This window comes from Streptomyces sp. B8-7 (assembly GCF_058833805.1).
In genome coordinates, this window is record NZ_JBYRRL010000001.1 from 658436 (window position 1) to 677707 (window position 19272).

Genomic DNA, 19272 nt, shown 5'->3' on the forward strand with positions numbered 1-19272 from the left:
CGTTGCGCCACCTCTACCGCTGCCCGCTGCGCTGGGCGGACATGGACGCGTACGGCCACGTCAACAACGTGGTGTTCCTGCGCTACCTGGAGGAAGCCCGTATCGACTTCCTCTTCCGCCCGGACAAGGACTTCCAGCAGGGGTCCGTGGTGGCGCGCCACGAGATCGACTACAAGCGCCAGCTCGTCCACCGGCACGCGCCCGTGGACATCGAGCTGTGGGTCACCGAGATACGGGCGGCGTCCTTCACCCTCACCTACGAGGTGAAGGACGACGACCAGGTCTACGTACGGGCCTCGACGGTGATCGTGCCGTTCGACTTCGAGGCCCAGCGTCCGCGCCGTATCACCGCGGAGGAACGCGCGTTCCTTGGGGAGTACACGGACGACGACGCCCGGGACGGCTCCGGCCGCGGCGACGAGGAGGAGGCCGTCGCCGCATGACGGTGCTCCATCTCGCCGACGAGGGGGAGGCGGCGGACCTCGCGGCCTTCCTCTCACGCCTGCTGCACTACGACCGCGCGGCCTCGGTGCGCCTGCAGGCGGCCGGCACGGCACTGGCCGTGTTCGGCCGGCCGCCGTCCTTCGAGGTGCTCGCGATCCGTTCGGCGCGGCTCGCCAAGCCGTACGAGAACGGGCTGGACATCACCCTCGACGTCACCGTCTCCGCCGGTGAACTCCTCGACGGCATCGCCGAGCCGGCGGCCACCGCCGCCGTGCCCGCCGCCGTGACCGGGCCGCCCTGGGCCGGAGTGCTGCCCCCGCGCGGCGGCTGGCAGCCCCGCGGCGGACTGCCCGCCGCGGACGCGCTGCGCTCCATGGTCGCCGGCGTCGTCGCCGAGTTCCGCTCCCGCACCGAGGAACTGCCGCCCGAGCAGCGCACCCGTGCCGCACTCGACCGGATCGGGCGGGACATCTGGTCGCGGACCGTCACCGACACCGGACTGCCGGTGCGTGCCGTGCACGCCGCGCAGTCCCTGGGCTTCCTCCGGGGCGAAGACCCCGCCCTGTTCGCGTCCGGCGGCTGGCTGCGGCTGCGCACCCCGTACGGGTCGGTCGCCGTCCGCCGGGCCGCGGCCGGACTCGGGCCGCTCGGACTCACCCCGCGCTGACCTCCGCGCTGACCCCCGTGCTGACCCCCGTGCTGACTCGCTGCGGCCGGGGCCGGGCCGGTCACGGCACGCAGTGGCTCCGCTCCGAGCGTGTTCCGGCGCCCCGCGCCCGCCTGCACCGGACGTCGCCGCTTCTCCGGCGGCCGTACGACCGGAGGTGCCCGGGAGGAGCGGCGACGAGCGCGTCGAACGGTGGAGGCCGCTCATGACGGGAGCGCCACCGGGAGCCGGCGCCGGGGCTCAGTCGGGGGTGTTGACCATGGAGGCGGCCGCGTACTCCAGGTAGTTCCACAGGGTGCGCTCGTGGTCCTCGGACAGTCCGAGGTCCTCGACGGCCGCACGCATGTGCCGCAGCCACGCGTCGTGCGCGGCCCGGTCGACGGTGAACGGCGCGTGGCGCATCCGCAGCCGGGGATGGCCGCGGTTCTCGCTGTACGTGGTGGGGCCGCCCCAGTACTGCATGAGGAACAGTGCGAGGCGCTCCTCGGCCGGACCCAGGTCCTCCTCGGGGTACATCGGCCGCAGGAGCGGGTCCCCGGCGACCCCCTCGTAGAACCGGTGCACCAGACGGCGGAAGGTCTCCTCCCCGCCGACCTGCTCGTAGAAGGTCTGCTCCTGAAGTGTGCCGCGCCGAATCTCTCTCACGCACCCATGCTCTCAGACAGGGGGGACGAGGACTCAAGGCCTAGGACCCGGCGGACGGCCCCCCGCCTCCCGGGCACGTCCCGGAGGCGGGCCCGGCCGGGTGGGTACCGCGGGCCGGGCCGGTACCTCGGGCCGGGACGGTACCTCGGGCCGGGACGATGCCGCGGGCCCGGCCGGTGCCGCGGGCCGGGACGGTGCCGGGCGGGCGGGCGTGCCCGGCACCCTCGGGGCCGCTCCGCTCAGTCGCGCCGGATCGTGATCGTCGTCCAGGCCCCCACGTGGACCCGGTCGCCGTCCTGGAGCGGGACGGGCACGAACGGCTGGATGGGGTCCTCCCCGCCGTTGACCGTGGTTCCGTTCGTGGAGTTCTGGTCCACCACCGCCCAGTTGCCCTCCGGCTGCTGCACCAGCACCGCGTGCTGGTGCGAGACACCCGGGTCCTCCGGCGGGACCGACAGGTCGATGTCGGGCGTCTCGCCGGTGGAGTGGCGGCGGCGGCCGATGCTGATCTGGCTGCCGGTCAGCGTGCGCTGCTGCTCGGGCGAGTACGCGGGCAGGTTCAGGCCCGCGGCCTCGGGGCCGGAGCGCTGCATCATCGCCATGAAGTACTCACGGTCCGGGCCGATCGTCGCCGTCCAGGTCAGCGGGCGCGGCGGCGCGGTCTGGGCCGGGCCGCCGGGCTGCGGATAGCCGTAGCCGCTGGTCGGCGGCGGGCCGGCCGGTGCGCCCGGTCCGGCGGGAGCGCCCGTCGACGGAGGCGGGAGCAGCCAGTCGTCGGCGGCCGGCGCCGGCTCCTGCGGCCGTCCGGACTCCCGCGGAAAGCCGGGTGCGGGCGGGGCGGACTGCTGGAACGCCTGGGCCGCGCCGGGGCCCGCCGCGGCGCCGCCGGACGTGCCCGGGTGCCCGCCGCCGGGCATGCCCGGCCGGCCGGGGCCCACGCCGGGTGCGCCCGGAGCCGGACCCGGCGGGGGCGGGACGGGGCGGGAGGGTTCGCCGCCGAAGGGCGGACCGGGCGGGATCGGCTCCGCCGGCCGGTTCACCTGCGAGGGCCGCGAACCCCGGTACTCGTAGGAGTCGGTCCCTCCGTACGACGGCCCGGCGGGCGGCTGGTACGGCGCGCCCGGTCCGCCGCCGGCCGGCGGGCGCGGTGCGGCGGGGGTGTACGAGGTCGCCGTGTTGGTGAGGAAGTTCCAGCGGCACTCCTCGCAGAACGGCGCCCCGCCCTCACGCGGCGTGCGGCACTGCGGGCACAGTTCCGGCTCCCGGTCCGGCACCACGGACAGGTGCGGGGCGCCCCCGCCGGTCGCGGGCGGCGGCGGGAAGCCGTAGCCGCCGGGCGGCGGAGGCGGCGGCGGTACGGCACCGGCCATGCGGTGACCGCAGACCTCGCACCAGTCGTCGGAACCCGACTGGTGTCCGTTCGGGCAGGTCGGCATGTCGGCGCGTCCCCCTCTCCTTCATGGCCTGCACGGGTCGTGCAGTCGATCGGTCGGTCGGTCGGGCATCGGTTCGTCGGGCAGTCGGTCGGACAGCGTCACTTCTTCACGCGGACGGTCTTGGTGGACCGGGTCTCGAGCGTCATCTCGTCGGCCTCCGCCACCCGCGCCTTCAGTCGCACAGTACCCGTCGCCGCGTCGACCACGTCCACCACCTTCGAAAGCAGTTTCGCAGTGTCGGCGTTGCCGGACGCTCCGGCGAGCTGAACGGCCCGGCCCAGTTTGGCCGTTGCACCGTCGATATCGCCCGCTTTGCGTGCGTCCAGGCCCTGCTGGATGACCTGGGCCAGCTCGGCCTGGCCGGTGTAGTGGGCGACCTGCGGGTTGATCGAGGTGGAGGCGGACAGGTCGTCGGTCCACACCGCCCGCACCAGGCCCTGCGCGCCGAGGCTGCGGACACCGCCGCCGGGCTCGGGCACCACCAGCGAGACCCGCGCGGCGAGCATCTCCTGGCCGAGCTGCGCGGGCGGAACCTCCACGCAGACGTGGTAGTCGCGGGACTCGTCCCCCCAGGAACCGGTGGGATAGTCCCCGGCACGCGGGCCCGCCTCGGTGCGGCGGCCGGTCAACTCCTCGACGGTGGGCGCCACCTGCTTCACGAACCGGACGGCGGCGCCGACCGGCGTCCACAGCCGGAGCGCGACGTCGGCGACCTCCTTGCCCATCGCCGTCTCCATCATCCGGGTGAAGTCGGCCGCCAGGTGGGCCGGGTCGGCGACGATGTCGGCACTGCCGAGCAGCGCCGACGCGATCCCTGTGACTTCTTTCACTTCCCAGTCGGTGCCCACGCCCCGCGCGTCGCAGGTGAACCGGCCCGCGCACGCGTCCAGCGCGGCGCGCAGCTCCTGCGGCGCCTCGTGCTCGTTGCGGCCGTCGGTCAGCAGGATGCCGTGCCGGATGTCGACGTCCGCCGAGGACAGCAGCCGGTCGGCGAGCCGCAGCCAGGTGCCGATGGCGGTGCCGCCGCCCGCGCCGAGGCGCCGCAGCGCCGTCTTGGCCTGCTCGCGGGTGGTGGCGTCGGCGAGTGCGACCCGGCCCCCGCCCGGGTAGACCTCCCGGGCGACGTGTGTGCCGCCGATCACCGCGAAGTGCACGCCGTCGCGCAGCGTGTCGATCGCGGCGGCCGTGGCGTCGCGGGCGTTGCGCATCTTGGTGGGCGGGTGGTCCATCGAGCCCGAGCAGTCCACCATGAGCGCCACGGCCGCCGAGGGGCCCCGGCCGGGCGCGTACAGGTGGGGCGCGGTGACCGCGCCGCCGGTCGTGCCGCCGCCGGTCGCGGTGACGGTGACGATCGCGTTGACCTCGCGGCCGCCCTGAGGCAGGTACGCGTTCTGGTACACGTCCACCGAGAACTGCGGCACGCTCGGCTTTGCGAAATTGGCCATGCTCTGTCACATCCCCCTTGACGACCCCGCAGCGGCGGGGCGTTGACTGTGGGCGGACCGGTCCCCTCCGGTCCGTCCCCGCTTCCCCGTGGTGCACGGCCGCGCGCGGCCTCAGGCCGATCCTGCCCCTTGCGGCGGGAGCGGGAACGGCACGACCGCCACTGTTACGTTGTCGTGGCCCCCGCCGTCCAGGGCCCGGCCCACCAGCACCCGGGCGCTGTGCAGCGGCCGTACGGCGGCGTCGGGCGGAACGGCACCCGCCATCTCCTCCGCCGTCTCGGCGTAGTTCCACAGGCCGTCGGTGCAGACGACCACCACGCCGGGCCGGTCCGGCTTGAACGACGCGGTGTGCGGCTCCAGTTCGTAGGCGTCGGCGCCGAGCCAGCCGGTGATCGCGTGGGCGCGTTCGTCGGCGTACGCCTCGGCCTCGTTCATCAGGCCCGCCGCCACCATCTGCGCGGCCCACGAGTCGTCCTCGGTGAGCCGGGCGGCGGGTGTGGACCGGTCCAGCGGCACCCAGTAGGCGCGGCTGTCGCCGACCCAGCCGATCACCAGCAGGTCCGCCGTGACCACCGCGCCGACCAGGGTGCACGCTGGGGCGTTCTGGTGCGGGGCCTGCCCGCGGATCGTCTCCGGCTCCGCGGCCAGCGCGTTGACGGCCCGGGACGCGGCCAGGATCGCCTCGTGCATGGCCGTCTGCGGATGCGTGCCGCGGGGCAGGGCGGCCCGCAGCGACTCGCTCGCCGCGTGCGAGGCCGCCGCGGAGGCGTCGTCGGGCCGGGTGGCCGAGGACACGCCGTCGCAGACGACCGCCAGCACCGCCGGGGAGCCGTCCGGCAGTGCGGACGCGGCCAGCGTGAACGCGTCCTCGTTGCGGTGGTGGCGCAGGCCCCGGTCGCTCACCGCGGCCACCGGACCGCACTCCCGCTCCTGGTGGTCACGCTCCCGCGGCTGCGCGTGGCCGCAGTTCTCGCAGTAGCCGTCCCCGTCGACCCGTCCCGCCCGGCAGGCCACACACAGTGCCGGACCGTCCCCCGGTGCGCCGCCGGATCCGTCACCGGACCCGGTGCCGGTCCCGGCAGTGGGCGCGCCGCCGGGACCGCCCCGGCCATCCGGCCAGGAGGCCTGCGGAGCCGGGCCGCCCGGCCGCGGGCCGGCCGCCACCGGGCCGGCCGCCTCCGTGGCAGCCGACCCGGCGGCGGCCGGGCGCGGGTCGGGAACCCGCGGGCCGGAGCCCTGACCGGGTGTCTGCGGGCCGGACGCCGGCATGCCGGGCGCCTGAGGGGCGCCGGGGGCCTGGAGGCGGTACTCGTCCGGCTCGGCCCGGTGATCGAACCGCAGGCCGGCCGCGGGCGCGGGCGCAGCGGACCGGCCCGCCGCCCGCGGAGCGCCCGCCATGCCCTGCGGGCCGGCGACGCCCTGCGGGCCGGCGACGCCCTGCGGGCCGGCGACGCCCTGCGGGCCGGCGACGCCCTGCGGGCCGGCGACGCCCTGCGGGCCGGCGACGCCCTGCGGGCCGGCGACGCCCTGCGGGCCGGCGACGCCCTGCGGGCCGGCCGCGGGATGCCCGGCCGGCTCGTCCCCGTCCCCCCGCGCGGCCCGCGGCACCCCGTGGTGCGGCGCGTCCAGCGGCCCGCCGCCGGAGTCCGTGCCCTGGATGTCCGCGGACAGGTGCACCGCGGGCGGAGTGCCGGAGGGGTCCGGGACGGCGGCCGACGGCCAGCCCGGCGCACCGGCCGGCGCCTGCGGGCCGGGGCCGTTCATGGCCAGCGTCGGCGGGTCCCGCGGCGGCTCGGGCACGACCGACAGGTCGTACCCGCACGCACCGCAGAAGCGGTCCCCCCGCTCCAGCGGCTCCGCACAGCTCGGACACCTCGACACCGACGCCTGCTCGGACATCTGCGACATCAACTACACCCAAGTCCGGGGGCGGTAACGGTTGGCACGTTCCACCAGCTGGATCCTCTCCTCGCCGCCCTGCGCCAGCCGGGCCAGCACACGGTACGAGCGTTCCAGGCCGAACCTGAGGCCCCGCTCGTCCCACGCGCTGCCCAGCAGCGTCCGTCCCCCGGCGGCGGGGGAGGCGGACCCCTGGCCACCGGAGAGTATCCAGTCCAGGGCGCAACCGAGCACCTCGGCCGACAACTGTTCGCGCCGCGTGGGGTCCAGACCGTACGCGTCCAGCGCCTCGGTCTGCCGCGCGGCGGCCGACAGGTCGTCCGGCAGCAGAGCGCCGGCGGCGTCGCCCGACCGCCGCCGCAGCCGGGCCCGTACGGCGGCGACCCGGGCCGCCGTGTAGTGGATGGACGACTCCGGCACCGACTCCAGCGACGCCACCGCCGCCACCCGGTCCCCGGTCGCGAGCTGCACCCGGGCCAGCCCGAACGCCGCACTGACCACACCCGGATCGGTCGCCCACACCAGGCGGTAGTACTCGGCGGCGTTGTCCGCCTGGCCCAGCAGCTCCGCGCACAGGCCGAGCGCCAGCTTCGGTGCGGTCTCCCCGGGGAAGGCGTCGTAGAGCGCGTCGAACGCGGGGGCCGCGCTCCGCAGGTCACCGGTCGCCAGCGCGGCCACCCCCCGGTACCAGACCACCCGCCAGTCGTCCGGCCGCTCCCCCTCCAGCGCGTCCAGCGCGCCCAGCGCGGCCGGGAGGTCGCCGGCCTCCAGCCGCGCCCGGATCTGCCGCAGCCGCGACTCCACCGACGGGGCCGCCACCGCCGCCAGCGCGATGAGCAGCTCCGCGGGGGCGGTGGCCGAAAGACCCGACAGGAACCCGGCGTTGGGGTCGGCCGGATCGACCCTCGGAAGAGGCAGCGCGAGGGCCGCGGCCGCACTGTCCACCGGCTTCACCAGCCCCGCCGGCGGTGCGGACGCAGCCGGCCCGGACGCACTCGCCGACGGCACGACCGGGGCGGGTGCCACCGGGGGCGGCACACCCGGGGCGGGCGGGACCGGGGGAAGCCCGGCCGGACCGCCCGGTCTCCGCCGCGCCCGGCGCCCGCGCTCCGCGCGCATCCCCAGCCGCGACACGTCCTCCGCCAGCGGTGGCACCAACTCCGTGTCCGTCACCCGCAGTTCGGGTCCGAACAGGGTCGACAGCGCCGGGCGGGCCCGGCCGGTCTGGAGGGAGACCACCTCGCGCAGCACGCCCGTCAGCTGCTCGCTCATCTCCTGGGCGGAGGCGAACCGGCGGGCCGGGTCCGGGTCGGTGGCGCGCACCAGCAGCCGGTAGAAGGACTCGTACCGGCGGAACACCTCGACGGTGTCCGGGTCGGGCAGCGAGTCGACGTACCCGCCGGTGTAGCCCTGGAAGTCGAAGGTGAGGACGGCGAGGGTGCGGCCCACCGTGTACAGGTCGCTGGCGACCGACGGTCCGACGTCGGCGACCTCGGGCGCCTGGTAGCCGACCGTGCCGTAGATCGCGGACTCCTCGTCGTCCGACCGGCGCACCGCGCCCATGTCGATCAGCTTGAGCTGGTCCTCGGTCTGGATCGCGTTGTCGACCTTGAAGTCGCAGTACAGCAGGTTGCGGCTGTGCAGGTGGCCGAGCGCCTCCAGCGCCTCGATGCCGTAGGCGCAGGCCTGCTCCACCGGCAGCGGGTCGCGCCGCCCCTCCGGGGTGCGTCGCGCGTTCGCGATCTCCTTGAGCGACTTGCCGCCGACGTACTCCATGACGATGTAGCCGTCGAGGGAGCCGGTGCGCTGGTCGAGGTGCTCCACGAAGTTGTAGATCCGCACGATGTTGGCGTGCTCGATCTCCGCGAGGAAACGCCGCTCGGAGATCGCGGCCGCCATCGCGTCCTGGTCGCCGGTGTCCAGCAGGCCCTTGAGCACCACCCAGCGGTCGGCGACCGCCCGGTCCACCGCCAGGTAGATCCAGCCCAGACCGCCGTGGGCCAGGCAGCCCGCCACCTCGTACTGGCCGTGCACCACGTCTCCGGCCTTCAGCTTGGGCACGAAGGAGTACGGGTGGCCGCACTTGGTGCAGAACCCCTCGGTGCGGCCCGGCCGGTCGCCGCGGGCCCGGCCGACCGGCGCACCGCAGTCCGAGCGCGAGCAGAACCGCTTCCGCTCGGGCACCTCGGGGTTCTCCAGCACCATCACCCGCGGGTCCGGCCGCGGGATCTGCGGCACCTGCACCAGCCCCGCCCCCAGCCGGCCGCGGCCCGAGGACGACGAGGAGGAGGACGAGCCGCGCACCGACACCGAACGGCCCGTCGCCGCGCCCGGCAGCGAACGCGAGAGCCGGCCCGACACCGAGCGCCGCGACCTGAACGACTGCGACGAGCGCGACGACCGCGACGACTGCGACGACTGCGACGACCGCGACGAGGACGGCGACGGCGGTGACGACGGCGACGGCGGTGACGGCGGTGACGACGGCGACGGATGTGCCGAGGCCTGCGAGCCGGCCGGTCCGCCGGGGTGCGCACCGGTCCCGTCCGTGCCGCCCGGTCCCGTGCCGCCCGGTCCCGCCTGCGGCCCGTCGCCCGCCGGGCGGCCCGCGCCGCGCGCCGCCACCACCGGGGCCAGACCGCACGTGTCGCAGTACAGCTCGCCGCCGCCCACGTCCTCGTACGACCCCTCGCACCCCGGCCGCTGGCAGCCGCGCCCCTCCTGGCTCATGACCAACCCCCCTGCTCTCCGCGGTCCTCGGGTCCGCCCTGCTCCGGCACTCGCGGCCCGCCCAGCAGCTCCGACGCCGCCCGCTGGTAGCGCAGCACGGCCTGCTCGGCCACCCGCAGGTCGCACGGCGCGCTCCACAGCATCCGGCGTGCCGCGTCGTACCGCTCGATCAGCAGCGGGTCCTCCGCGAGTCCGTGCCGGGCCACCTTCGCCCGGTACGCGTCCAGCCGGCCGCGCAGCTCCGCACGGACCGCGAGCGGTGCCGTGACCGCGGTCAGCGAGGCGCGGGCGCGCAGCAGTTCGTCCTCCGCCTTCCGCTCCAGCGACTCCAGCAGCGGCGACAGCCGGTGCCACTGCGCGTGCCGCCGGTACTCGGCGGCCGCGGACAACTGCTCCTGCAGCGCGGTCGGCGGGCCGCTGACGACCGGCACCTCGGTCGCCGCGATCTTCGCCAGGACCTCACCGCGCGCGGTCCGCGCCTCGGCGAGGGTCCGGTCCGCGCGGGAGAGCACGTCCCGCAGCCGGATCAGCCGCTGCTCGGCGTCCTGCCGTACCGTCAGCACGGCGTCGATCTCCCGCCGTACCTCCTCCAGGGCGCGCGCCTCACGGTCGTACACCGTGGTGTCCGGGCGGCCGCCGCCGGGCGCCGAACTGCCTTCGGCGGGAGTCCAGTGGGCCAGCGGGTCCGACACCACCTCCGAGCGCAGCCGGGTGAGGGTCCGGGTGATGCGCTCCAGGTCGTCCCCCGCCGGGTGCTCGCCCGGACGCACCCCGACGGAGTGCGCGAGCCGCCGGGTGCGCTGGAGTTCCGCGGACAGCAGGTCTATCCGCGCGGGCAGTGCCGACCACACCGCGTCCGCGGCGACGACCACGTCCAGGGCGCCCGCGTACAGCTCGTTCATCCGGTCCACCAGCGCGGCCAGCGTGAAGCGGTGGCTCAGCCGGCCCGAGCCCTGCGGACCGGTTCCGGGGACCGCGGCCAGGGCGGAGTCCGCCACGGTGACGGACTCGCCGCGCAGCAGCTCGGTCAGCTCCGCCAGGTCATCGCGGCTGGACCAGCGGCGGCGGGAGCGGATCTCGCGGGCGGCGCGCAGCGCCCCGCTGTAGGCGTCGAAGTACGCCCACAGCCGGGTGATCGACGCTTCCGTCAGCTGCCAGCGCTCCCTGGTCGTGCCGGTGAGCTCGGCGCCTTCGAGGAGTCTGCGGCCCGCGTGGTCCTGCAGGGCGAGGAGCGAGGTCTCGATCGCCTCGTGCTCCGCGCCGAGCCGCGCCAGCGCACGGTCCACCTCGTCCCGGTCCAGCACCGGCCCGGTGGGTCCCGCGCCCATGATCACCCCTCGTCGCTCTCGTGTCCCCAGGCCCGACCGCGCGCCTGCCTACCCGTCCGGCAGCCCGCCGGCCCGTCCTCCGGCCGGTCGGCCCGCCTCTCCGCCCGTTCAGCCCGTCCGCTGCGCCCGCCCGTTCCGCCCTGGTCCGTTCCGTCCGCTCCGCCCTGGTCTTTTCCGTCCGTTCCGTCCGTCCGTTCCGTCCGTCCGTCCGCAGTGTCCGTCCGTCCCCTGCGTCCGTCCGTTCCCTCCGCTGCGCCCGCTCCGCCGTGCCGCGTCGCCGCCGGGGACGTCCGGCCGGTGCCCGGCGCCCGGTGGTCCGTGTCCCGGATCCGGTGGCCGCCCGGTCACCGGTACGTCGGCACCGGCGGGGTCGCGGACTCCGAGTCCGCGCCCAGCGTCGGCCGCAGCCAGGTGTCGTACGAGGCGCGCCAGCCGTCCGGGTCGGCGCGGTACTCCTCCAGTATCCGGTTCACCCGCCGGACCAGATCGGTGGCCTTCCGGTTCATCGCCACGCCGTAGTACTCGGTCGTGAACCGCTCGCCCTTGAGCTCCACCGTCGGATCCTGCGCGGCCTGGCTGGCGGCCAGCGCCCCGTCCGTCACCACCGCGTCCACCTGGCCGAGTTGGAGCCGTACCAGGCAGTCCAGCTGGTTGGGAACGCTGGTGGAGATGTCCGCGGTCGCGGCCAGCCGGCCCGCCCTGCGGTCCGCGTCGAGCTTGTCGTGCGCGGTGGAGCCGGCCGCCGAGCAGATGCGCTGCCCGGCGAGGGAGTCGTCGTAGCCCTCGATGCCGGAGCCGATCGGGGCCAGCACCTGCTGCCCGGTGACGAAGTACGGTGCGGAGAAGGCCACCTGCTCCAGCCGGGAGCAGGTGATGGTCATGGTGCGCACCACCATGTCGACGCGGCCGCTCCGGATGGCGGGCACCCGCTGGTTGGTGGGGATCGCCTTGAAGCGGATCCGCTCCGGGGAGCCGAGCAGGTCGTCGGCTATCCGGCGGGCCAGGTCGATGTCGAAGCCCTCCAGCCGGACGTCGTCACCGGTGCTGTGGGGATTGCGGTAGCCCCAGCGGTAGCTGTTCTGGTCGACGCCGACCGACACGTAGCCGCGTTTCCTGATGGCCGCGACGGAGGCGCCCTCGGCGGCGGAGGGAGCGGGACTGCGGTCCTGCGGCGCCGTGCACGTGTCGGCCCGGACCTGGGTGCCCCGGGCGCGCCCCGGCCCGCCGAGGCCCGTACTGCCGTCCCCGGAGGGCTGGGTGAGCGGCAGCAGCAACGCGAACACCGTGGCGAGCGCGCACAGGACGGCCATCGCGCCCACCCCGCCCCAGCCCTTCAGCCCGGCCCGCAACCGTCGTGCCCGCATCCTCACGCCCCCTCTCACCGGTACTCCGACAGCCTGCGCCCGATGCCCAGCAGCGCCCCGGCGGCGCCCAGTACGGCCAGCCCGGCCGCTCCGACCGCCAGACCGGTCAGGGCGGCCCGCCCGTCACCCGCCGCCTGCCGGAACTCGCTCCGCTCGTGCCGCAACGCCATGTCGAGCTGGTGGTCGACGGTGTCGAAGCACTCGCGGGTCGGCTTGTCCTCGGCGGTCCCGATGATCCGGTCCAGCGCGGTCTGGTAGTCGCCCGCGTCGTCGGCGGCGCGGGCCTCCCGGTGGCGGACGCGCCACTCCTCCATGCCGGCGCCCGCCGCCTGCACCGGCCGCGCGCCCGACGTGTCGTCGGCGAGCCGCTCCGCGGTGGCCAGCCCGTCCGCGAGCGCCTTGAGGGAGTCCTCGAACGCGACGTCGAACTTGTCGCGGAACCGGCCCGGTTCGACCTCGACGGTCTCCGCGCCCCGGTTCACCAGCGTCAGGTTCTCGTCGCCCCGCGCCTTCAGCGACGCGATCCGCGCGTCGTTGAGCACGTTCAGCGAGCGCACCGCGTGGTCGTAGGAGTCGTTCAGGCCCGCGCGGGCCAGGGTGTGACCGGCCACCAGCCACAGCAGCACGACCGCGGTGGCGACGGTCCCGGCGGCCATGCCGGGATTGAGGACGCGGTGGGTGCGCCGGTAGGTGCGGTGCTGCGCCCAGCCGAGGGCGGTCAGCGCGGCGGCGCCGAGGCCGATCGCGATCCACGGGTAGGGCGTGGCGTCGGCGTAGTCGTCGTCCAGGCGCCGGTTCTGCGAGGTGTACAGCTTCTCCGCGGCCGGCAGCATCCTGGTCTGCATCGTGTCGTTGGCGTAGCGCAGGTAGGCGCCGCCCAGCGGGTAGCCCAGCCGGTTGTTGGCGCGGGCGGCCTCGATGAGTCCCTTGTACTCGGGGAGCAGCCGGTTGAGTTCGGCGATGGTGGTGGCGGCGGGGGAGTCCGGGTCGGTGCTCCCGGCGGCGTCGACGAGTCCGGCCGCGGCGGTGCGGATGTCCTTCTCGTACCGCTCGCGGGTGGCCCTGCTCTCGGCGCCGCCCGCCAGGAAGCCGCTGGAGGCCGCGGTGTTGGCGTCGGCGAGGGAGCGGTAGATGTCGGCGGCGGCGAGGCTGAGCGGCTGGCTCTCGTGCAGCACCGCGTCGGCGGCGTCCGCGCGCTCGCCGGTCTGCACGGCGGTGACGGCGCCGAACGCGACGACCAGGGCGGCGAGGACCGCGCCGATCACCCGCAGCCGGCCCGGCTCGGTGGTCGCGGCGGCCCGCACCCGGTCCACGCCCTCGGCGAACGCGGTCCGGCGCGGCCGGCCGACGCCGTCGGGGCCGAGGCCGTGCGGGCCGGGGGGCGTACCGTGCCCGGCTCCCGGTCCCGACTGCGGTGGTACGGCGGCCGGCGTGGGCGCGCCCACGCCCGCCGGTGGCGGGGCGCTGCTCTTCGGCGGGTGTGTCACTGCTGACCTCCCCCAGGGTCATCCGTCGCCGCAAGTATCGCTGTCCGGCACCGGCCTGTGCACCGGCCTTGCCCCGATCTTGATCGGATCGCAGCGTGGGGCCGGTCCCGCACCACCCCCTGCCCATGAATACGCCCCGCGCGCCGGTTCGGTTCCCCGCGGACGGGATGCCGTGCGCGGGCGGCCCCGGGCGTGCGGACCGCCGGCCGGCCGGAGCGCGTCCGCCCGCACGAGGAGTCGCCCGTCGTACACCTGCCTGCAGGCCTTCCTGTCTGCCTGTCTGCCTGCGGCCGGTCGTGGCTCGTGTGCTCGCGGCCGGCCGGAGCGCGCACGCACCGGTGGTCAGCCGAAGTGCGCGCGCACCCTCTCCCGGGCCGCCGTGCCCGGTGCGGCCCGGTCCAGGCCCAGCAGGGCCGCGCCGAGCACGGGCGGGGCGGTCACCACGCGCGGGACCGCTGCGGGCGCGCGGGCGGCGAGGAGTTCGCGGACGGCGTCGTCGAGCAACGCGTGCCGGGCGGCGAGGACGCCGCCGCCGAGCACCACGGGCGTCTCCTCGCCGAGGAGGTCCAGCCGGGCCAGCGCGATCGCGGCCATGGCCGCCACCTCGTGCGCGAGCCGGTCGACGAGTGAGCGGGCGACCGGGTCGCCGGCGGCGGCCGTCGTGAACAGCAGCGGCGTCACCTCGTGCCGCCGCCGCGGCGGGATGTGCCCCCGATGCAGCGCCTCGATCAGCGCGTACATGCTCTCCAGGCCGAAGTGGGCGGGCAGGGCGGACGCCAGCGCGGTGGGCCCGCCGCGGCCGTCCTCCGCGCGCGCCGCGTGGTGGAGGGCCTCCTCGGCCAGGCCCCAGCCGCCGCCCCAGTCACCGGAGATCCGGCCCACCGCGGGGAAGCGGGCGGTACGTCCGTCCGGGCGCATGCCGACGCAGTTGATGCCGGCCCCGCACACCACGGCCGCTCCGCGCGGCTCGTCGACCCCGGCGCGCAGGATCGCGAAGGTGTCGTTGCGCACCTCGACGGCCGCACCCCAGCCGCGGGCCCGCAGCGCCTGCGCCAGCTCCGCCTCCTCGGCCGGGAAGTCGGCGTTGGCGAGGCAGGCGGACACCTGCGCCACGCCGCTCACCCCGGCCTCGGCGAAGGCGCGTTCCACCGCCGCCGCGACGTTGTCCACCGCTGCCCGCACCCCCACCGCGGGCGGCCGGAACCCGCCGCCGCGGGCGGTGGCGAGCACCTCCCCCTCGGCGGTGACGACGGCGACGTCGGTCTTGCTGTTGCCCGCGTCCACGGCGAGCACGGCCGCGGTCACGCCCACGTCAGGTACTCCCGGTTGTGGGCGAGGAGCGCGTCGGTGAGCCGGTCGGCGTACGTGTACTGCCCGATCAGCGGGTGGGCGAGCAGCGCCCGGAAGACCCGCTCGCGGCCGCCGTGCAGGGCCGCTCGGAGCGCGAGGTCCTCGTAGGCGGTGACGGATGCGATCAGGCCCGCGTGGAGCGGGTCCACGGCCGGGACCGGCAGCGGCACCGCCCCCTCGGCACCGACCGCGGCCTGCACCTCGATCACGGCGTCGTCCGGGAGGAACGGCAGGGTGCCCCGGTTGAGGGTGTTGACCACCTGGTGGGGGCTGCCCGAGCCGCCGAGCAGCGCGGCCGCGAGGTCGACGGCCGCCTCCGAGTAGAAGGCGCCGCCCCGCCGGGCGAGCAGCGCGGGTTTGGTGTCCAGGTGCGGGTCGCCGTACAGCGTCAGCAGCTGCCGTTCCATCTCGGCGACCTCGGAGGCGCGCGAGGGCCTGGCGCGCAGTTCCCCGACGACCTCGTCGTGCGCGTAGTAGTAGCGCAGGTAGTACGACGGGACGACGCCGAGCCGCTCCAGCAGCGGGCGGGGCAGCCGCAGGTCGGCGGCGAGGGCCCCGCCGTGCTCGGCGAGCAGCCGGGGCAGCACGTCCTCGCCGCCGGGCCCGCCCAGCCGTACGCCCGTCTCCCAGGTGAGGTGGTTCAGGCCGACGTGGTCGAGGTGGAGGCGGGCGGGCTCGGTGTCCAGCAGGGCGGCGAACCTGCGCTGCAGGCCGATCGCCACGTTGCAGAGCCCGACGGCCCGGTGCCCGGCGCCGAGGAGGGCGCGGGTGACGATGCCGACCGGGTTGGTGAAGTCGATGATCCACGCGTCGGGGCTGGCCCGGCGGACCCGTTCGGCGATGTCCAGGACGACGGGTACCGTGCGCAGCGCCTTGGCGAGGCCGCCGGCCCCGGTGGTCTCCTGGCCGACGCAGCCGCACTCCAGCGGCCAGGTCTCGTCCTGTTCCCGGGCGGCCTGTCCGCCCACGCGCAGTTGCAGCAGCACGGCGTGCGCCCCGTCCGCGCCGGCGTCCAGGTCGCCGGTGGTGACGACCCGGGCGGGGTGGTCCTGCCGGGCGAGGATGCGCGCGGCGAGCCCGCCGACCAGCTCCAGGCGCTCGGTGTCCGGGTCGACCAGTACCAGTTCCTCGACCGGCAGCGTGTCGCGCAGGCGGGCGAAGCCGTCGATGAGTTCGGGTGTGTAGGTCGAACCGCCGCCGACCACGGTGAGTTTCACGTGTCTGATCCTTCACTCCGGTGAGCGTGACACCCGCGGCGAACGCCTTCTGCGCGGAGAGGGGCACGAGGGTCACGGGGCCATGACCACCACGGTGGCGGCCGTGGTGGGGTTCCAGTCGGTGGGTGCGCGCCGGTGAGGGACTCCAGGCCGTGGGGCGGGGGCCGGGCGGCGGGGGTCCCGGAGCGCAGGGGCGGACGGGGCTCGGGGCGGACGGGGGCCGGGGGCGCACGAGGCTCGGGGGCGGACAGGACTCGGGGTGGTGCTCAGCGGGTGGTGCTCAGCGGGTGGTGCTCAGCGGGTGGTGTCGAAGACCTCGTCGCGGGTGGTCGCGAGGGCACTCTCCAACGCGCCGCGCAGCACCGGGTGTTGCGTCACCTCGCCGACGACGAGGCGGGGCCGGGCGGCGGCCAGCTCGGTCAGCTCCGCCTGGACCAGGCCGCGCAGCACCTCGCCGCCCGCGGTCAGGCAGGAGCCGCTGAGGACGACGAGTTCGGGGTCGAGGACCGAGACCAGTGAGGCCAGGCCGGTGGCGAGCCGGGTCGCGTAGGTCTCCAGCAGGCGGCGGTCGGGGCCGTCGGCGCGGTCGGCGGCGCGGGCGACCAGTGCGGCGGCGACGTCGGCGGGCGGGCCGGAGGGGATGTCCTCGACGCCCAGGTGGCGGGCCAGTTCGGGGATCGCCCGGGAGCCGGCCAGTTCCTGGAAGCCGCCGCTGCCCGCGCGGGTCACCCGGCGGACCAGCGGGGTGCCCGGCACCGGCAGGAAGCCGACCTCGCCGGCGCCGCCCGTCCAGCCGCGGTGCAGGCGGCCGCCGAGCACCAGGGCGGCGCCGAGGCCCTCCTGGTTCCACAGCAGCACGAAGTCGCCGTGGCCGCGGGCCGCGCCGCGGCACTGCTCGGCCACCGCGACGAGGTTGACGTCGTTCTCGTACTCCACCGGCATCGGCAGCGCGGCGGCGAGGTCGCCGAGCAGGGCCGGACCGTGCCAGCCGGGCAGGTGGGAGGCGTAGCGCAGGCGGCCGGTGGAGGGGTCGAAGGCGCCGGGGGTGGCGATGACCAGGCGGTGGAGGCCGGCCCGGGTCAGGCCCGCGCTCTTCGCCGCGCCGTCCAGGGCGGCGGTGACCTGCTCCACGACGGGCCGGGCGGCCCGGCGGCCCGGCGTGGCGATCTCGTACTCGCCCACCGTGCGGCCGGTGATGTCGGCGACGGCGGCGCGGATGCGCTCGGGGGTGACGTCCAGCCCCGCGGCGTGGGCGGCGGACGGGTCGACCGCGTACAGCTGGGCGCCGGGGCCCGGCCGGCCCTCGCTGGTCCCGGTCACCCGGACCAGCCCGGCGGCCTCCAGGCGGGCCAGCAGCTGCGAGGCGGTCGGCTTGGACAGGCCGGTCAGCCTGCCGATCCGGGTCCGGGTCAACGGCCCGTGCTCCAGCAGCAGATCCAGCGCGGCCCGGTCGTTCATGGCGCGCAGCACACGCGGGGTGCCCGGCGTACCGGCCGCACCTGCCACGGTCGACACCTGCCTTTCGGGGCCGGCCTCTCACGCGGCGCCCGGGGGCCGGGGCTGTGCTGCGCAAGAGAACTGTTAAGAAGGTTTACTGTCAGTCGCAGGACCGTATGCCGGCCGGGGAGCGGGCGTCAAGAGCGGCGGCACGGGGTGCGGGCAGGTGCGCGGCCCGGTGCGGTGCGGGCGGCGGCACCGAGGGTGCGATGCCGGTGCGGGCGGCGGCGGGCGGCGGTGGCCGGCGGTCGGGCCGCCGGGAACGGGGAGGTGCCGCGGGTCGGACACGGGTCCGGCAGGGGCAGGCTCCCGCCGCCGGCCGGTGTGCCCGGGGCCGTACGGCACGGCCCCGGGCACGGGCCGCGCCGCGCCGCGCGGAACCGCTCGGCGGCGGGCTACTTCGTCGTGTTCGGCGGGGTCAGGGGGGACGCCGCGACCGACTGCGGGGACGTGGAGAGGGCGTACGCCGACGGCGCGGCCATGCCGGCCGTCGGATCGGCCTTGGCCAAGGCCTCCCCCTCGGGCTGCAGGCCGTCGACGATGCGGATGCCCTCCCGGTCGAGGACCCGCTTGATGCGCCAGCGCAGCTCCCGCTCGACCGTCAGCGCCTTGCCCGGCATGGTCCTGGCGGACACCCGGACGACCATGGAGTCCAGCAGGACGTTGTCCAGGCCGAGGATCTCGACGGGCCCCCACAGCAGCTCGTTCCAGGGCTCCTCCTTGCCCATCCGCTCGCCGGCCTCGGTCAGCACGGCCCTGAGCCGGTCCAGGTCCTCCGTGGGGCGGACCGTGACGTCGACCCCCGCCGTGGCCCAGCCCTGCGAGAGGTTGCCGACGCGCTTGACCTCGCCGTTGCGGACGTACCAGATCTCGCCGCCGTCGCCGCGCAGCTTCGTCACGCGCAGCCCCACCTCGATGACCTCGCCGGAGGCCACCCCCACGTCGATCTGGTCGCCGACGCCGTACTGGTCCTCCAGGATCATGAACACCCCGGACAGGAAGTCGGTCACCAGGTTCCGCGCGCCGAAACCGATCGCCACGCCCGCGACACCGGCCGACGCCAGCAGCGGGGCCAGATTGATGTCGAAGGCCGACAGGACCATCAGGCCCGCCGTGCCCAGGATCAGGAAGCTCGCCACCGAGCGCAGCACCGACCCGATGGCCTGCGAGCGCTGCCGGCGCCGCTCCACGTTCACCAGCAGGCCGCCTATCGCGGTGCCGTCCACCGTCTGCCTGCCACGGCTCATCCGCTCCGTCAGCTTGGTGATCGCCCGCCGGACGGCCGCTCTCAGCACCACCGCGATCACCAGGATCAGCAGCACCCGCAGCCCGATCGCGAGCCACGTCGACCAGTTCTGCTCGACCCAGCCGGCGGCCTCGGTCGCGCTCTCGTGGGCGTCCTGCAGCGTCGGGACGGCAGGGGCCGTGTCCGACGGGGACGGGGACGGGGGCGGGCTCGCCGCGGCGGCCGGCGCAACGGACAGGGACGACACGTCGGTACCTCCAGATGCTTCGATCCACCCTTCAGTACGGCCGTCGAACCGTCAGTCGAACCATTGGTCGAACCGTTGGTCGAACTGGTAAAGGTCACGAAAAGGTCACCGGAGGGCAGCGGCACCACACTATCGGGGCATTGCGCCCGTTCCCGCCGCGTCGTTCGAGGGAGAAAGCGCGTGAACCAGGGGATGAACAGGGGGGATCAGCCCGGTGCGGTCCCGGGGACGACGCAGATGTGGTCCAAAACACTCCCAGCCCGTTACCGG

At 75.8% G+C, this 19272-nt stretch carries 14 protein-coding genes; 2 read left to right on the plus strand and 12 right to left on the minus strand.

All coding sequences use genetic code 11. The features are described 5' to 3' along the window. The first annotated feature begins 2 nt into the window (after positions 1 to 2). Positions 3 to 443, plus strand: a complete 441-nt coding sequence (locus AC5K6T_RS02815; RefSeq protein ID WP_493205291.1) for an acyl-CoA thioesterase — start codon at positions 3 to 5, stop codon at positions 441 to 443. Beyond that, positions 440 to 1111 carry a DUF8185 domain-containing protein gene (locus AC5K6T_RS02820; protein WP_493205292.1) on the plus strand — a complete coding sequence of 224 codons (672 nt, stop codon included), beginning with the start codon at positions 440 to 442 and terminating at the stop codon, positions 1109 to 1111. The genes AC5K6T_RS02815 and AC5K6T_RS02820 overlap by 4 nt, the downstream gene beginning before the upstream one ends. A 240-nt stretch (positions 1112 to 1351) precedes the next feature. Here AC5K6T_RS02820 and AC5K6T_RS02825 read toward each other — a convergent pair whose 3' ends face one another. The 12 genes from AC5K6T_RS02825 to AC5K6T_RS02880 all read right to left on the minus strand — a co-directional run bounded on the left by AC5K6T_RS02825 (position 1352) and on the right by AC5K6T_RS02880 (position 19002). Next, entirely contained in the window at positions 1352 to 1756 is a 405-nt protein-coding gene (locus AC5K6T_RS02825) for a globin (protein ID WP_493205293.1), read from the minus strand. Between the two features lie 239 nt (positions 1757 to 1995). Then, on the minus strand, positions 1996 to 3192 hold the full coding sequence (locus AC5K6T_RS02830) for an FHA domain-containing protein (RefSeq protein WP_493205294.1): 1197 nt from the start codon (positions 3190 to 3192) through the stop codon (positions 1996 to 1998). A gap of 98 nt (positions 3193 to 3290) precedes the next feature. Then, the gene (locus tag AC5K6T_RS02835; RefSeq protein ID WP_493205295.1) at positions 3291 to 4637 is read right to left on the minus strand and encodes a vWA domain-containing protein; all 1347 of its coding nucleotides are present in this window, start codon (positions 4635 to 4637) and stop codon (positions 3291 to 3293) included. 111 nt (positions 4638 to 4748) lie between these two features. Continuing rightward, a complete protein-coding gene (locus AC5K6T_RS02840; RefSeq protein WP_493205296.1) occupies positions 4749 to 6545 on the minus strand; it encodes a PP2C family protein-serine/threonine phosphatase in 1797 nt (598 codons plus the stop codon). Between the two features lie 3 nt (positions 6546 to 6548). Beyond that, complete coding sequence (locus tag AC5K6T_RS02845) at positions 6549 to 9266, minus strand: serine/threonine-protein kinase (protein ID WP_493205297.1); 2718 nt, start codon at positions 9264 to 9266, stop codon at positions 6549 to 6551. Continuing rightward, on the minus strand, positions 9263 to 10594 hold the full coding sequence (locus AC5K6T_RS02850; protein ID WP_493205299.1) for a hypothetical protein: 1332 nt from the start codon (positions 10592 to 10594) through the stop codon (positions 9263 to 9265). The genes AC5K6T_RS02845 and AC5K6T_RS02850 overlap by 4 nt, the downstream gene beginning before the upstream one ends. A 344-nt stretch (positions 10595 to 10938) precedes the next feature. Continuing rightward, positions 10939 to 11958, minus strand: coding sequence for a glutamate ABC transporter substrate-binding protein (locus tag AC5K6T_RS02855; protein ID WP_493205301.1), 1020 nt, complete (start codon positions 11956 to 11958; stop codon positions 10939 to 10941). A 14-nt stretch (positions 11959 to 11972) separates the two neighbouring features. Beyond that, positions 11973 to 13445 carry a GlnX family signal transduction membrane protein gene (locus AC5K6T_RS02860; protein WP_493205303.1) on the minus strand — a complete coding sequence of 491 codons (1473 nt, stop codon included), beginning with the start codon at positions 13443 to 13445 and terminating at the stop codon, positions 11973 to 11975. A 342-nt stretch (positions 13446 to 13787) separates the two neighbouring features. Continuing rightward, positions 13788 to 14756, minus strand: coding sequence for an N-acetylglucosamine kinase (locus tag AC5K6T_RS02865; RefSeq protein ID WP_493205305.1), 969 nt, complete (start codon positions 14754 to 14756; stop codon positions 13788 to 13790). Continuing rightward, positions 14747 to 16012 carry a 6-phospho-beta-glucosidase gene (locus AC5K6T_RS02870; RefSeq protein WP_493205306.1) on the minus strand — a complete coding sequence of 422 codons (1266 nt, stop codon included), beginning with the start codon at positions 16010 to 16012 and terminating at the stop codon, positions 14747 to 14749. The genes AC5K6T_RS02865 and AC5K6T_RS02870 overlap by 10 nt, the downstream gene beginning before the upstream one ends. 294 nt (positions 16013 to 16306) lie before the next feature. After that, a complete protein-coding gene (locus tag AC5K6T_RS02875) occupies positions 16307 to 17518 on the minus strand; it encodes an ROK family transcriptional regulator (protein ID WP_493205308.1) in 1212 nt (403 codons plus the stop codon). A 386-nt stretch (positions 17519 to 17904) separates the two neighbouring features. Continuing rightward, positions 17905 to 19002: a mechanosensitive ion channel family protein gene (locus AC5K6T_RS02880; RefSeq protein ID WP_493205310.1), complete on the minus strand. Its 1098-nt coding sequence runs from the start codon at positions 19000 to 19002 to the stop codon at positions 17905 to 17907. Positions 19003 to 19272 lie beyond the last annotated feature (270 nt).

Bases quoted from the DNA above. Each gene is read 5' to 3' on its own strand.
- AC5K6T_RS02820 (WP_493205292.1), top strand. From the start codon at position 440: ATGACGGTGCTCCATCTCGCCGACGAGGGGGAGGCGGCGGACCTCGCG.
- AC5K6T_RS02830 (WP_493205294.1), bottom strand. From the start codon at position 3,192: ATGCCGACCTGCCCGAACGGACACCAGTCGGGTTCCGACGACTGGTGC.
- AC5K6T_RS02835 (WP_493205295.1), bottom strand. From the start codon at position 4,637: ATGGCCAATTTCGCAAAGCCGAGCGTGCCGCAGTTCTCGGTGGACGTG.
- AC5K6T_RS02840 (WP_493205296.1), bottom strand. From the start codon at position 6,545: ATGTCGCAGATGTCCGAGCAGGCGTCGGTGTCGAGGTGTCCGAGCTGT.
- AC5K6T_RS02845 (WP_493205297.1), bottom strand. From the start codon at position 9,266: ATGAGCCAGGAGGGGCGCGGCTGCCAGCGGCCGGGGTGCGAGGGGTCG.
- AC5K6T_RS02850 (WP_493205299.1), bottom strand. From the start codon at position 10,594: ATGGGCGCGGGACCCACCGGGCCGGTGCTGGACCGGGACGAGGTGGAC.
- AC5K6T_RS02855 (WP_493205301.1), bottom strand. From the start codon at position 11,958: ATGCGGGCACGACGGTTGCGGGCCGGGCTGAAGGGCTGGGGCGGGGTG.